The organism is Bradyrhizobium sp. ORS 375 (assembly GCF_000239775.1).
Taxonomy (GTDB): Bacteria; Pseudomonadota; Alphaproteobacteria; order Rhizobiales; family Xanthobacteraceae; genus Bradyrhizobium.
Genome location: NZ_CAFI01000429.1, coordinates 1 through 14,774, shown reverse-complemented (window position 1 = coordinate 14,774; position 14,774 = coordinate 1). Strand labels below are relative to the sequence as shown.

Sequence of the window (14,774 nt, the reverse complement as noted above, 5' to 3'; positions counted from 1 at the left end):
GGCGTTGATAAAGGCGTTTCAAACTTACAATCAGCCGATGCATTTGGAGAGCACGACGCAAATGCGTTAGCCAGGAATGACAACGAACAACAAACTCACATGTGGCTGGCGGATGCCGACCGCGAAGACGACTGGGCCGACCGCATCATCCGCGCACGCGAGCGCCGTCCGTTCACCTCGCTGGAAGACTTCGCCCGCGATACCGCTCTCCCCAAGCGCGCGCTGCTGCTGCTGGCCGATGCCGATGCGTTCCGCTCGCTCGGGCTCGACCGCCGCGCCGCGCTGTGGGCGGTGCGCCGGCTGCCCGACGACGTGCCGCTGCCGCTGTTCGAGGCCGCGATCGCCCGCGAGCAGCCTGACGAGGGCGCACAGCCGCTGCCCGAGATGCCGCTGCCCGAGCACGTCGTCGCGGACTATCAGACCATCCGCCTGTCCTTGAAGGGTCACCCGATGGAGTTCCTGCGCCGGCGCTTCACCGCCGAGAGCGTGCTGGCCTGCCGCGACGTCAACGATGCCAATGACCGCCGCCGCATCCGCTGCGCCGGCGTGGTGCTGGTGCGGCAGCGGCCGGGCAGCGCCAAGGGCGTCGTGTTCATGACCCTGGAGGACGAGACCGGGATCGCCAACATCGTGGTGTGGCCGAAGGTGATGGAGACCTTCCGCAAGGAGGTGATGGGCGCGCGCCTCGTGCTGGTCGAGGGCCGCATCCAGAGCAGCTCCGAGAAGGTCGTGCACCTCGTCGCTGAGCGCCTGGTCGACCGCACCGCCGATCTCGCGCTGCTGTCAGACGACCGCCTCGGCGCCATCCCGCAGGGGCAGATGCCCGCCGAGCCGCTCAACGACGACCGCCGCGACCACCCCGACAATCCCTCCCAGCGCGTCAGCCACCCCCGCAACGTCCGTATCCTGCCGCGCTCGAGGGATTTTCACTGAGGGCTTCCCGAGGCAGTCGCTCACGGGGCCGACGACATCTTGCGGCCTTCATCGTTGGGCTATCAATCTTCCGTTCCTTCCCTCCGCGATCAAGCTTTCACCATGTCGCTTTCCGATCGATCTCTCTTCCTTCTGAACATGGCGTTCGTCGTCATCGGCGTGCTCGTGCTGCCCTCAAAACCTGATGTCGGAATCGTCACCATCGCGTTCTTCGGATCGGGCGCCGTCTTCGCCGGCAGCATCATCCTCCGCAAATGGCGCTCCGCGCCCAAGGCCGAGCGGGTCATGATTTCAGGCGGCGTTCCCATTCGCCCCTCGCGCATGCTGATCGGCGGTCTCGGAGCCTGGCTTGCAGTTCTCGGCGTGATCTTGACGGTGTTCGGCTGGTCCTACGGCATCGTGTTTCGATGCCTGTCGATCGCGTCCCTGATCTTCGGATGCTACCTGCTGGCCGCCGTGCTCGTCGGCTGGCTGCCGAGCACCTACATCCAGTTCGACGCCTCCGGGATCACATTCGGTCACCGCGGCTTTTCATATGTCGTCGCGTTCGACAACATTGCGGGGCTGGCCGTGGCCGAGATGAACCGCAATCCCTTCCTGTGCATCCGGTTGCATCAACCCGATATCGTCGCGGTGACGCCGCCCGAAAAGCATGTCGATGCTCTCAAGCAGATCGCCAGATCCGAAGCTATCTTCGGAGCTCACATCGCCATTCCGGCCCAGCAATACCTGATGGATCCCACGCTCCTCGCGCAAGCTATCGGGCGATACATCAGCGAGCCGGCGGCGCGAAGCGAGCTTTCGGTGAGGTCGCTGGCGCCGGCAGCATGAATCCCGCGGCTCGACCACACGCTTGCAAAAAGATATTTCTTTTTTCAGAATTCGCGCTCTATTGCGCGCATCCCGCTCCATCGAGAAGGGGCGTAGCGCGCGATCGTCACGACACGCGGGGCGGGGAGCGATGGCCGTGATCATGCCGCAACGTAGCTTGGCTGCGTGGACGACCGGCGTGGTGCGGACGTGAAGGCGTGTACTCCTGGCGCCCCGATGCTGGCGTCAAGTTTGCGGGGGGAGGATGATCCCGCTGATGACGGTGGCTATCAAGCCGGACACCGGGGAGAGCGCGCAATAAGCGTGAAAACCGTCGCGCAGGGAAGGCCGGCAAGCTCGGCTGCACCTGTGGTACCTTCCGCCTGCAATCTTTTTCGCAGGCGGGCCGCAGGCGCCAGTCGGCGCCTGGCCTTCCCTGCGCCCTCCTCACGGGAGGGTGAAACCGTCAGCACAACTCGGACGCATCAGCGCGCGAGGCCCCGTTCCGATGTTCAGTTCACAGTCGCTGATCTGCTTGGGCGATCGATGAACCACGCCATTCCGGAACGATCAAGGCTGAGTTCCATCGGGCCGGAAGCGAGGAACATGGCCAAGCCGTCGTAGGCGCTCACTCGCGGAGGTTGGCTCACGGAGCTGCGGCAGCGTAGCGGCGATTATTACATGGAGATGACGTCATGGTGCGTCGCAAATAAAATTGCGATTGCCCGGAACGAACTGAATGCAAGCTGAACGGCTGTCGTTCAGCTTTCAAATTTTTAAAGCAAAACAAGGGCGAGTTGGGCGATTTTTAGGTTGTTTAAAGCCCCAGTTCCGCACTATTAGCGCGATGATGAGACCGCGGAAGCCGGAATCATCACGGATGAAGCGAGCCGACCGAGCGAGCCAACCGAGCAAACCATGGCGTCAGAGACGAACCCACTTCCGCAGATGATCAGCACCAAGCGGCTGATGATGGGTCTGGCTGCGCTGGCGCTGGTCGGAGCAGGCGGCTACGGCTACATGCAGTTCCAGCCCGGTCCGGCTGCCAGGGACAATATCGAGCTCTCCAGCCAGTCCAAGCGCAGCGGCACGACCTTTACCCCGTCTGCCGCCGAGTGGGCGACGCTGACCATCGAGCCGGTCTGTGAAAAGATCTTCCGCGCCGAGCACGTGACCGAGGGCAAGGTGGCCGTCGACGAGGACCGCTCGACACCGGTGTTCTCGCCCTATGCCGGACGCGTGACCAAGCTGCTGGCGCGCCCGGGCGAGACTGTCCGCCAGGGGCAGCCGCTGTTCGTGATCGAGGCCGCCGACACCGTGCAGGCCCAGAACGACTTCATCGCGGCCATCACCGCCATGAACAAGGCGAAGTCGGCGCTCGATTTGGCTGACATCCAGTACAAGCGTGCCAAGGACCTGTTCGAAGGCCGGGCGATCCCGCTGAAGGATTTTCAGCAGGCGGAGGCGACCTCCGTTCAGGCCCAGAATGACATGCGGTCGTCACAGACGGCGCTGGAGGCGGCGCGCAACAAGCTGCGCATTCTCGGCTTCACCGACGCCACGATCAGCGACTTCCAGAGCAAGGGCGTCATCGACCGTGAGATCACGATCCACGCGCCGATCGGCGGCACGGTCGTGCAGCGCAAGGTGGGCCCAGGGCAGTACGTGAACTCCGGCGCGAGCGATCCTGTGTTCGTGATCGGCGACCTCTCGACCGTCTGGCTGACGGCCTTCGTCCGCGAGAGCGACGCCGCGCTGGTCGATGTCGGCGAGGAGATCCTCGTGCACGTGCTCGCGCTGCCGGGCCGTCCGTTGAAGGCCAGCATCAACTATGTCGCCGCCTCGATCGATCCAGCGACGCGACGCCTCCTGGTCCGGGCCACCATCGACAACAAGGACGGGCTGCTGAAGCCCGAGATGTTCGCCAACGTCACGATCTATTCGCCGGGCGAGCAGCCCGCCGTCGCGGTGCCGCGGCAGGCCCTGATCTACGAAGGTAACCAGGTCCGCGTCTGGGTCGCGCGTCCCGACAAGTCGATTGAGCTGCGCAAGATCAAGACCGGCCTGATCAATGGCGATCAGGTCGCCGTCGAGAGCAATCTGAACGCGGGCGAGCAGATCGTGACCAAGGGCAGCCTGTTCATCGACCGGGCTGCCTCCGGCAGCTGAACGTGGTCCTCCTGCCTGCCGTGCTGAAAGCTCCGACCTGAATGGACCGCCTCGTTTCTATCGCCGTCCAGCGGCGTTTCCTGATGGTCGGAATGTTCGTCGCCATCCTGATCGGTGGCCTGATCGCGTTCCGACAGCTCAACATCGAGGCCTATCCCGATCCGACCCCGCCGATGGTCGACATCGTGACCCAGAGCCCCGGGCTCTCGGCCGAGGAGATCGAGCGCTACATCACGATCCCGATCGAGACCCAGGTCGCCGGCATCAAGAACCTGCGCACGATCCGGACGATCTCGCTGTACGGCTTGTCCGACGTCAAGCTGCAGTTCTCGTTCGACTACACCTATGACGAGGCCTTGCAGCAGGTGCTGAACCGCCTGTCGCAGCTGTCTCCGTTGCCGGGCAACGTCACGCCGCAGATTTCGCCGTTGAGCGCGGTCGGCGAGATCTATCGCTACCGGCTGCGCGGTCCGCCCGGCTACAGCGTGCTGGACCTGAAGACCTTGCAGGACTGGGTGCTGCAGCGGCGCTTCCGCGCCGTGCCCGGCGTGATCGACGTCACCGGCTGGGGCGGCAAGACCAAGACCTATGAGATCCAGGTCGACTTCAACAAGCTGGTCGCCAACGGCCTGACCTTGCCGCAGCTGCTGCAGGCTGTCGGCAACTCCAACATCAATGTCGGCGGCAACACGGTCGAGATCGGCACGCAATCGGCCGTGGTGCGCGGCGTCGGCCTGATCCGTTCGATGGACGACCTCGCCAACACCATGGTGTCGCAGAGCGGCGGCAACCCGGTGCTGGTCAAGGATGTCGCCAACGTCACGGTGGCGGAGAAGCCGCGGCTCGGCATTGCCGGCCTCAACAACAATGACGACATCGTCCAGGGCATCGTGCTGATGCGGCGCGGCGAGCAGAGCTCCCCGACGATCGCGCGCGTGGAGCAGCTGGTCGACCAGATCAACAATTCGACCATCCTGCCGCCGGGCGTGCGCATCGAGCGCATCTACGACCGCAAGGACCTGATCGACACCACGACCCACACCGTGCTGCACAACATGGTGGTCGGCATCGGCCTGATCGTGCTGCTGCAGTGGATCTTCCTCGGCAATCTCAGGAGCGCGCTGATCGTCGGCGCCACCATTCCGTTCGCGCTGTTCTTTGCCGTCATCATCCTGGTGCTGCGCGGCGAGTCCGCCAATTTGCTGTCGGTCGGCGCGATCGATTTCGGCCTGATCGTCGACGCCACCGTCATCATGGTCGAGGCGATCTTCCGCCGCCTGACACAGACGACGCCATTGTCCGAGGCCGAGGAGAGCCACATCTCGCCCGACACGATGATGGGCATGAAGAGCCACGCGATCCTCTCCGCCGCGGCCGACGTGTCGCGCTCGATCTTCTTCGCCGCCGCCATCATCATCGCCGCGTTCCTGCCGCTGTTCACGCTCAGCGGCGTCGAGGGCAACATCTTCGGGCCGATGGCGCGCACCTACGCCTACGCGCTCGCCGGCGGCCTGCTCGCGACCTTCACCGTGACCCCGGCGCTGAGCGCCATCATCCTGCCGGCGCATGTCGAGGAGACCGAGACCCGGTTGATGCGGCTGTTGCACGCGATCTACGCGCCGGTGCTGCGCTGGGCCGTCGGCAACCGCAATCTGGTGATGACGGGCGCGATCGGCCTCGTGCTGCTGACGGTGGTGGTCGGCCGGCTGCTCGGCCTGGAATTCCTGCCCAAGCTGGAGGAGGGCAACCTCTGGATTCGCGCGACCCTGCCGCCGACGATCTCGCTGCAGGAGGGCAACGCCTACGTCAACGAGATGCGCAAGATGATCCGCGCGCGGCCCGAGGTCGACGCCGTGGTGTCGCAGCACGGCCGTCCCGACGACGGCACCGACGCCGCCGGCTTCTTCAATGCGGAGTTCTTCGCTCCGCTCAAGCCGGTCAAGGATTGGCCCGGCACGAAGGACAAGGACCAGCTCACGGCCGAGCTGTTGAAGCAGCTCGACGACCGCTTCCCCGGCGTCGAGTTCAACTTCTCGCAATATCTGCAGGACAACGTCTCGGAAGCCGTCTCTGGCGTAAAGGGCGAGAACTCGATCAAGCTGTATGGCAACGATCTGCAGGCGCTCACTGACACCGCCAACAAGATCAAGCAGGTGCTGTCGACGGTTCAGGGCGTCACCGATCTCGCGGTGTTCACCTCGTTGGGCCAGCCGACCGTGCAGATCGACATCGACCGCGCCAAGGCCGCGCGCTATGGGCTCGCGCCCGGCGACATCAACGCGACAATCAAGGTCGCGATCGGCGGCGACACCGCGGGCGATCTCTACGAGCCGGGCTCCGACCGACATTTCCCGATCATCGTTCGCCTCGCGCCGGAATATCGCAAGAGCGCAGAGGCGATCGAGAATCTGCGTATCGGCGCGCAGGGGCCGAACGGCATCACGCAGATCCCGCTGAGCGAGGTCGCGACCATCAAGCTGGTGTCGGGTGCGGCCTATATCTATCGCGAGCAGCAGGAGCGCTATCTCCCGATCAAGTTCTCGGTGCGCGAGCGCGACCTCGGCAGCGCCATCCAGGAGGCGCAGCAGAAGGTCGCCGAGCAGGTGCAGTTGCCGGCCGGCTCGCGGGTGGAGTGGGTCGGTGAATTCGGCAATCTGCAGGACGCGATCAAGCGGCTGTCGATCGTGGTGCCGATCAGCCTCGCGCTGATCGGCGTGCTGCTGTGGTTCAATTTCGGCTCGATGGCCGACACCTTGCTGGCCATGAGCGTGATCCCGATGGCGATCTTCGGCGGCGTGGTTGGCCTCGTGCTCACGGGCATTCCGTTCAGCGTGTCCGCCGCGATCGGCTTCATCGCCTTGTTCGGCATCGCCGTGATGGACGGCATCATCATCCTGTCGCAGTTCAACCAGCTGATCGACGAGGGCGTCGACCGCATCGAGGCCGTCATCCGAACCGGCGAGCTGCAGCTGCGGCCGGTGCTGATGACCTGCGTCGTCGCCGGCATCGGCCTGTTGCCGGCGGCGCTGTCGAGCGGCATCGGCTCGCAGGTGCAGAAGCCGCTCGCGATCGTGGTCGTGACCGGAATGATGCTCGCGCCTGTCGTCATCCTCATCACGCTGCCGGTCCTGATCTCGCTATTCTCCCGCCGGAGGGTCCGCTAGATCCGCATATGCTCGTCGATCCGCGCGGCGGCATCGGCATCGACCTTGGCGGCATCGACGATCTCGCCGCGCTTGAACACGAGGTAGCGGTCGCTGATCGACAACGCGAAAGGCAGATGCTGCTCGACGACGATCATGGAGGTGCCGATCTCGCGGCGGACGCGGACCAGCACCTCGGACAAGCGATCCACCACGGAAGGCTGCAAGCCTTCGGTGACTTCGTCCAGCAGCAGCACGTCGGGCTTCGCCATCAGGGCGCGGGCGACGATCAGCATCTTCTGCTCGCCGCCCGACAGCGTTCCGGCGCGCTGGCCGAGCCGTTTGGTCAGAACCGGAAACCAGCCGCCGACCTGCTCGAACAGCGCGTCGATGTCCTTGTCCGACAGCAGCCCGAGCCGGAGATTGTCGCGCACCGAAAGGTCCTGGAACAGCGCATGCTCCTGCGGCACATAGACCAGCCCCATCTTGCGCTTCAGATGCGGCGCCACCCGCGTCACGTCCTTGCCTGCAAGCCTCACGCTGCCACGCCAGGCCGGCAGGAAGCCGAGGATGGCCTTGAGCAGCGAGGTCTTGCCCATGCCGTTCTTGCCGACGATGGCGAGCGTCTCGGCCTTCGCCAGCGCAAAGCCGACATTGCTGATCACCTCGGAGGAGCCGTAGCCGCTCGCGAGCTCTTGGATTTCCAGCATCGCGCTCATGCCGGCACCTCCGCATGCGACACGTGCTGGCCGGTGTAGATCTCGCGGACGAGCTCGCTGTTGACGACCTCGTCGACCGAGCCGTCGAGCGCGAGGCGGCCCTGGTGCAGCACGATGATCCGCGAGGAGATCTCGCGCACGAAATCGAGATCGTGCTCGACCAGGAGAATGCAGAGGCGGTCGCGACGGGCAAGGGTGGTGAGGATGTCGGCGAAGCTCTGCCGCTCGGCCCGGGTGAGGCCGGCGGTCGGCTCGTCCAGCAGCAGCACGTCGGGCTCGAGCGACAGAACCATTGCGAGCTCGAGCGCCTGCTTCAGCCCATGGCTGAGATTGCGCGCTTCCTCGTCGAGCCGTTCGCCGAGGCCGGAGCGTTCGACGACCGACATCGCCGCGGGCGGCAGAGCCAAGGTGTCCGAGCGCGATGTGAGGGCTGGCGGATCGGCATGTGTTCGCGCGACGCGCAGGCATTCGGCGACGGTGAGGGTCTCGAACACCGAGGCTGTCTGGAACTTGCGTCCCAGGCCGAAACGCACGACGCGGTCCGGCGGCAGCCGAGCGATGTCGTGACCGGCGATCGCGACGTCGCCGGTCGAGCGCTCGCGACCGTCCGAGAGACAGCGGATCAAGGTGGTCTTGCCAGCCCCGTTGGGGCCAACCAGGCTCAGCAACTCGCCGCGATACGCCGTGAACTCAACGCCCTCCAGCACCGCGAGACTGCCGTAATGCTTGCCGAGCGCGCGCACCTCGATCGCGACGGAATCGGGATTGCTGACGGCCTTGGTCGCGTCGGAAGGTCGAAGCATCGTCGGCGCCCCTTGTCCCGGAGCGCCGCCTTTGAGTAGGCGCATGACCGCGCCAAGCAGGCCGTCGGGAAATACGAGGATCACGACGATCAGCGCCAGCCCGACGATCAGCTCCCAGACGTAGGGAAGACTGTTCGCGAGATAGGCGCTGGCGACCTCGATGCACAGCGCGCCGATGACCGGCCCGATGACGGTGCCGCGGCCGCCGAGCGCGACCATGATGACGAGGTTGGTGCCGAAGGTGAAGCTGGCATTTTCCGGCGCGGCAACCGCGCCGAAGCCGGCATAGAAGAACCCGGCGAGCGCGGACACGATCGCGCACAGCACCAGCACGACAATGCGCAGCCGCGAGGTGTCGATGCCGAGATAGGTGCAGCGAGAGTCATTGTCGCGCAGCGCCGACAGCAACCGGCCGGTGTCGCTGCGCATCACGACCAGCGCAATCACCGCGGCCGCGAGCAGTCCGAGGCCGGCGAGGCGCAGCCAGGTCTCGATCTCCAGATCAAAACTTTCGAAGCCGACCAGGCCGCTCGACGAGCCGGTGAACGTGCCGCCGGAGTAGAGGATCTGCACCAGCACGATCGGCACCACCAGCGAGATCACCGAGGCGTAGAGCGGTGTCGAGCCGGGGTAGAACGACAGCCAGCCGGTAAAGGCGGCAACGGCCGCAGCAACTGCGACCGCGGCGCCGATCGCAGCAAAGATCTGCCAGGTGCCGAAGCCGTATTCGGTGAACATGATTGCGAGCGCATAGGCGCCGATGCCGAAGAAGGCCGACTGGCCGAAGGTCAGCGTGCCGCAATAGCCCCACATGACGTCGACGGTGATCGCCGCGATTGCGACGAAGCAGGCGCGCACCAGGATGTTCACGAGATAGGTGTCGAGCAGCAGCGGCGCGACGATGATCACGCCGGCGGCGAGCACCACCAGCAATGCGGGGACGATCAGGCGCGGCAGCGCGCGGCCCGTTGAGGGGGTCGCGGGAGAGGCGAGGGGGCGCGCATCAGGCACGGGCAAAACCCTCCGGCCGGATCCGCAGCACGATGGCGGCGCAGATCGCAATGGTCAGGCCACCCAGAATGGGATTGACGAAGGTGGACACCAGCACCTGCAACGTCCCCAGCACGGCGCAGGAGCCGGCCAGCGCCAGCAGCGAGCCGCCGGACACCATGACCAGCATGAAGGCGCCGATCAGCCAGGGGACGCCCATATTGGGATCGACGCTGGACAGTGGCGTGATCAGCGCGCCGGACAGCGCGGCGAGGCCACTGCCGAGCGCGAAAGTAATGAGCCGGACGCGCGAGGAGTCCACGCCGAGCCCCTGCGCCAGCATCTCGTTCATGATCACGGCCTTGGTCGACAGGCCGAGCCGGGTGCCATTGAGCAAGCCAGTGAACAGCAGACCGACGATGACGGCCGCGACGATCATCACCAGCCGGTAGGCGGAATAGTCGGCGCCGAACAGGTGCACCGTCCCCGAAATTGGCGCCTGCACGAACTGTACTTCGCGGCCGAACATCAAAGTAATGAGCTGTCCCAGCACGATGCCGAGACCCCAGGTCGCGAGGATCGCATCGAGCGGGCGCTTGTAGAGACGGCGGACGATTACGATCTCCGTGACACCGCCGCAGACCGCCCCGGCCATGAACGCCAGCGGCAGGACCAGGAACCACGGCAGGTTCAGCTGTGCGCCCACCAGGGCTGCATACGCGCCCACGGTCAGGAAGGCGGCGTGGGCGAAGTTGATGATTTTCATCACGCCGAACACGATCAGGAGGCCGGCGGCGATGACGAAGAGCATGGCGGCCGTCGTGACGGCATCGAGGGCGACGGTCAGCATGGTCACTTCCACTTGAGAGAAGCGGGGCGGGCCTTCGTCCGCCCCGCGGGATCATACGCGATCAGGATCGTATCGCTCAGGACTTGCCCGGGCACTGCGCGCCGGGATCGACGTTGGGGAAGCTCTGGATCACCTTGACGCTGCCGTCGGCCTGGACCTGGCCGAGATACATCGTCAGCGGCGCATGGCGCTGCTTGTCCATCTTGATCGTGCCGCGCGGACCATCGACCGAGACCTCGGCGAGCGCCTTCAGCACCTTGTCCTGGTCGGTGCTGCCGGCCTTCTCGACCGCGGCCTTGTAGGCGTAGACCGCTTCGTACTGCGGAACTGAGAGATCGTTCGGGGTCTTCAGCTCGGCGCCGAACTTCTTGGCCATCGAAGCCAGGAAGGTCTTGTTGGCCGGCGTGTCGATGCCGGTGACGTAGGACGCGGACAGATAGATGCCGGCGGCATCGGCGCCCATGCCCTTGGCGGTGCCCTCGTCGACGGCGAGATTGCCGTAGGGGAGGTTCACGCCGGCGGCGCGCAACTGCTTGGTCAAGGTGACGTTCGGCGCGCCGCCCGCGGTCGAGGTGATCAGCGCGTCCGCGCCGGAGGCCTTCAGCTTGGAGATGATCGAGGTCCAGTCCGAGCCGTCCATCGGCAGATATTCCTCGCCGACGACCTTTCCGCCCGTCTTCTCGATGTACATCTTTGTGAATGCGAGCATGCCGCGGCCGAAGGCGTAGTCGGAGCCGATCAGGAAGTAGTTCTTCGCCTTCTTCTCCTTGTTGAAGTAGTCGACGATCGGCGGCACCTGCTGGTCCGGCACCCAGGCGTTGACGTAGAGATAGGGGCTGCAGGACTTGCCCTCGTAGAACGAGGTGTAGATGTAGGGCGTCTTGCCGCGGGCGACGATCGGCAGGCCGGCGTTGCGCGCCGCGCTGGTCTCCATCGAGATCAGCACGTTGACCTTCTTCTGGAAGATCAGGGCATCGAACGCCTTCTGCGCGCCGGCGGCGCCGGAGGCATCATCGGCGACCTCGAGCTCCAGCTTGCGGCCGAGCACGCCGCCCTTGGCATTGATCTCCTCGACCGCCAACTCGGCGGATTGCACCACCGACGGCGCAACGACCGAGTTGGCGCCGGACAGGCCGACGGGGACGCCGATCTTGATCGGATCGGCGGCAAAGGCAGACGAGAGCGCGGTCGCCGCGAGGGCGAACGCCAGGGAAGTGGTGAGCAAACGCGATGTCATCGATTGTCCTCCGTGAATGGTCGAAACAGAAATTGCGAACTTGTCAGTACCAGCCGCGCTTGACCTCGCTGCCGAGCATCTCGTCGTAGACGTCGGAGCGGCGGTCGCGCAGGACCTGGTTGAAGGCGTTCCAGTTGCGGGCGCGGCGGGCCTCGCCGAGCGCGACGTCGGCGATCACGATCTCCTCCTTGTCGCGGCTCGCAGGGCCGGCGACCGGCCAGCCGGTGTAGCTGACGATCAGGCTCTGGCCCTCGAACGGCTGGCCGCGCTCGACGCCGACGCGGTCGGCGCAGGCGATGAAGATGGAGTTGGAATGGGCGGCTGCCATCGCCAGGATGTTGGCCATCGCCTCGCGGCCCTCGGCCTGGCCGGGGATCGGCACCCAGTTGGTCGGCACGCAGACGATGTCGGCGCCCTGCAGCGCGTTGAGGCGGTAGCTTTCGGGGAACCAGCCGTCGTAGCAGATCGCCATGCCGATGCGGCCGATCTCGGTGTGGTAGACGGGGAAGCCGAGATTGCCGGGTTCGAAATACAGGTTCTCCTCGTTCCAGAGGTGCACCTTGCGGAAGGTGCCGATGTAGCCCTTGGGCCCGATCAGCACCGCGCTATTGTAGAGCCTTGTCCCGTCGCGCTCGCAGATGCCGGCGACGAGGTGCAGGCCGTGCCTGGCGGCGATCTCGCTCCAGGCGGTCACGGCGGCGCCGCCGGGAATGGTCTCGGAGGCGGCGAAGGCCTCCTCGCGGGATTTGAACACGTAGCCGGAGGAGGCGAGCTCGGGGAGCACCACGAGCTTGGCGCCTTGCGCCACCGCCTGTTTGATCAGATCGAGGCTGTGGGCGAGGTTCGTTTCCAACTCGCCTACCATCGGCTGCATCTGGATGCAGGCGATCCGCAGTTTGCTGTCGTCATCCGTCGTCAAGGCACGAGTCTCCGTTGCGTTCGCGAGGGTCGCGCGCGCCAAACAAAAAGCCCCCGACTGCGCCTTGCGGCGCAATGCGAGGGCTGCATAGCCTGATGTGAAATGGCCGACCGGCCATTGGCGGACATTCGATGTCCGCAACGGCGCTAAGTAACTCAAATGCGCGAAGCGAAGTCAACGCCGTCGCTTGCAAAAATTTGAGGCCGTCGCTGCCCAACGTGTGGGCGCGACAATTGGCCCTCAGCGCGAAATCGGCGCATCCAGCACCCCCAATCCTCCCAAGGTCTCCTGCGCATTGATGATCGAGATCGCGATGTCGGCCATCGCGACACGCTTCTGCGTCGCCTGCGCGCGGATCAGCTCATAGGCCTCGACCTCGCCGACCTGCTTCAATCCCATCAGGATCTTCACGGCCTTGTCGACGTCGCGCCGCGCCTTCAACGTCTCCTCGAGCTTCTGCACCTTGCCTTCGAGCCTTCGCGTGTAGCCACGCAGCGAGCGCGCCAGCACCAGCGAGGAAAGAATGCCGAACGAGCGGATCGGCTTGTTGACGACGCCATGCGCATTGCTGTCGAGCAGCCGCTTGAGGATCGTCGGATTCTCGTAGTCGACGATCGCGATGAAGGTGAGCGGATGATCGCTGGTGCCCTCGGGGAAGATCATCTCCTCCGAGGTTTCGATCAGCTGGAACACCGTGTCGATGTCGTGCGGGATCGCGGCCGGAGGCGGCCACACGCCGCGTACGTTGCAGCCGATGCGCTTGAGCTGATCAATCAGCGCGTCGCCCTCGGCGTCGCGCGGATGGATCACCAGCACGCGGGCGCCACGCAGCTCCTCGATGAGGCGGCGCACGCCGGGCTTCATGCGGTCATCCGGCCTCATGCTGAGAGCGCCTCCTCGCTCAGCCAGCGGCCGCCGATCGGCGACACCGAAAGATACGGATCGGGCTTGATCGGGCTCTTGCTCTCCCAGACGATGTCGAACTGACCGTCGGCGCGGACGCGCCCGATCCGTGGCGTCGTCCAGACGTGGTTGTTATCGGGATCGATGCGGATCGGTCCCTCCGGCGCCTCGAGGCTGAGGCCGAGCGCAGCTTCCACCAGCTTCTGCGTATCCAGGCTGCCGGCCTGCTCGAGCGCCCGCGCGAACAGCTTGATCTGCGCATAGGCCGAGGCACTCCACATGCTGACCGGCGTCTCCGCACCGAACGCGGCCGCGAACGCCGCCTTGAAGCGGTCGTTGCTCTCGCGCGCCAGCGTGCCGAAATAGCTCGCCGCGGTGAGATGGCCGACGCAGTGCTCGGCGCCGATGGCGCGGACCTCGCCTTCCGCCATGGTGAGGCTCGCGATCGGCAACCGCTTCGGATCGAAGCCGGCTTGCGCATACATCCGGTAAAAGCGCTGCGCGGTGCGGCCGACGATGGTCGAGAACACGACGTCGGGCGCGGCGTCCCGAATGGCATCGAGGCCGCGCGTGAGCTCGGCGTCGGTCGCCTCCATCGTCACATACTGCTCGCCGACGACGCGGCCCGCATAGGACTCGACGAGGTCGCGCATGATGCGGTTGGACTCGCGCGGATAGATGTAGTCCGAGCCGATCAGGTAGACGCGCGGGCCGTGCTTGCGCACGATGTATTCGGCGAGCTGGAATGCGTTCTGGTTCGGCGCCGGTCCGGTGTAGATCACGTTCGGCGAATATTCGAAGCCTTCATAGAGCGAGGGGTACCAGAGCAGGCCGTTGCGGCGCTCGATCGCCGGCAGCACCGCCTTGCGCTCCGCCGAGGTCGAGCAGCCGAAGATCACGGAGGCGCCGTCATCGGTGAGCAGCCGGTCGGCGAGCTTGCGGAAGGTTTCGGGCTGCGAGCCCGGATCATAGGCGATGACCTCGATCTCGCGGCCGAGCACGCCGCCGTCCCGATTGATCTCCTGGATCGCGAGCGCGGTGCCGAAGAAGTGCTCGGACTCCGTGACCTGCATCAGGCCGCTGCGCGAGAACAGCACGCCGACGCGCCAGACATCCTTGTCGGATGATTTTGCGGCCGGTCTCGTCGTCATCATCATGCCTCCAGGTCGACGGGCCGGGGTAGGCCAGCTCGGAAAGCGCTGTTTATTGCGACTTGCCGCGCGGTTGGCAACGGGGGGAGGGCCATGCCGGAATCCGAGCTGGTACACGCTCTGCTCACGCCTCGCTGCGGAACCGCT

The 14,774-nt window shown here is 65.4% G+C and carries 11 protein-coding genes; 4 read left to right on the top strand and 7 right to left on the bottom strand.

The genetic code is table 11. The features are described 5' to 3' along the window. The 4 genes from BRAO375_RS28485 to BRAO375_RS28470 all read left to right on the top strand — a co-directional run. Window positions 1-933 (top strand): OB-fold nucleic acid binding domain-containing protein (locus tag BRAO375_RS28485; protein ID WP_244423353.1); only part of this gene is annotated, 933 nt, incomplete at its 5' end. Window positions 934-972: 39 nt separating this feature from the next. Beyond that, complete coding sequence (locus BRAO375_RS28480) at window positions 973-1,764, top strand: hypothetical protein (RefSeq protein WP_175345385.1); 792 nt, start codon at window positions 973-975, stop codon at window positions 1,762-1,764. An 897-nt stretch (window positions 1,765-2,661) separates the two neighbouring features. Beyond that, window positions 2,662-3,912 (top strand): efflux RND transporter periplasmic adaptor subunit, encoded by a 1,251-nt coding sequence (locus BRAO375_RS28475; RefSeq protein ID WP_009030893.1) that lies wholly within the window; start codon window positions 2,662-2,664, stop codon window positions 3,910-3,912. Between the two features lie 41 nt (window positions 3,913-3,953). Further along, window positions 3,954-7,076: an efflux RND transporter permease subunit gene (locus tag BRAO375_RS28470; RefSeq protein ID WP_035642774.1), complete on the top strand. Its 3,123-nt coding sequence runs from the start codon at window positions 3,954-3,956 to the stop codon at window positions 7,074-7,076. On the opposite strand, the gene BRAO375_RS28465 is transcribed toward BRAO375_RS28470, so the two are convergent. The 7 genes from BRAO375_RS28465 to BRAO375_RS28435 form a co-directional block, all read right to left on the bottom strand. Then, a complete protein-coding gene (locus tag BRAO375_RS28465; RefSeq protein ID WP_035642771.1) occupies window positions 7,073-7,774 on the bottom strand; it encodes an ABC transporter ATP-binding protein in 702 nt (233 codons plus the stop codon). The genes BRAO375_RS28470 and BRAO375_RS28465 overlap by 4 nt on opposite strands. Continuing rightward, a complete protein-coding gene (locus tag BRAO375_RS28460) occupies window positions 7,771-9,588 on the bottom strand; it encodes a branched-chain amino acid ABC transporter ATP-binding protein/permease (protein WP_244423351.1) in 1,818 nt (605 codons plus the stop codon). Before BRAO375_RS28460 ends, BRAO375_RS28465 begins: the two co-directional genes overlap by 4 nt. Beyond that, a complete protein-coding gene (locus BRAO375_RS28455; protein ID WP_009030889.1) occupies window positions 9,581-10,417 on the bottom strand; it encodes a branched-chain amino acid ABC transporter permease in 837 nt (278 codons plus the stop codon). The genes BRAO375_RS28460 and BRAO375_RS28455 overlap by 8 nt, the downstream gene beginning before the upstream one ends. Before the next feature lie 76 nt (window positions 10,418-10,493). Next, on the bottom strand, window positions 10,494-11,654 hold the full coding sequence (locus tag BRAO375_RS28450) for a substrate-binding protein (RefSeq protein ID WP_009030888.1): 1,161 nt from the start codon (window positions 11,652-11,654) through the stop codon (window positions 10,494-10,496). Window positions 11,655-11,697: 43 nt separating this feature from the next. Then, complete coding sequence (locus tag BRAO375_RS28445; RefSeq protein ID WP_175345384.1) at window positions 11,698-12,573, bottom strand: nitrilase family protein; 876 nt, start codon at window positions 12,571-12,573, stop codon at window positions 11,698-11,700. 240 nt (window positions 12,574-12,813) lie between these two features. Then, the gene (locus tag BRAO375_RS28440) at window positions 12,814-13,437 is read right to left on the bottom strand and encodes an ANTAR domain-containing response regulator (RefSeq protein WP_009030886.1); all 624 of its coding nucleotides are present in this window, start codon (window positions 13,435-13,437) and stop codon (window positions 12,814-12,816) included. A 14-nt stretch (window positions 13,438-13,451) separates the two neighbouring features. Next, window positions 13,452-14,627, bottom strand: a complete 1,176-nt coding sequence (locus tag BRAO375_RS28435) for a transporter substrate-binding domain-containing protein (protein ID WP_009030885.1) — start codon at window positions 14,625-14,627, stop codon at window positions 13,452-13,454. Between the last annotated feature and the right edge of the window lie 147 nt (window positions 14,628-14,774).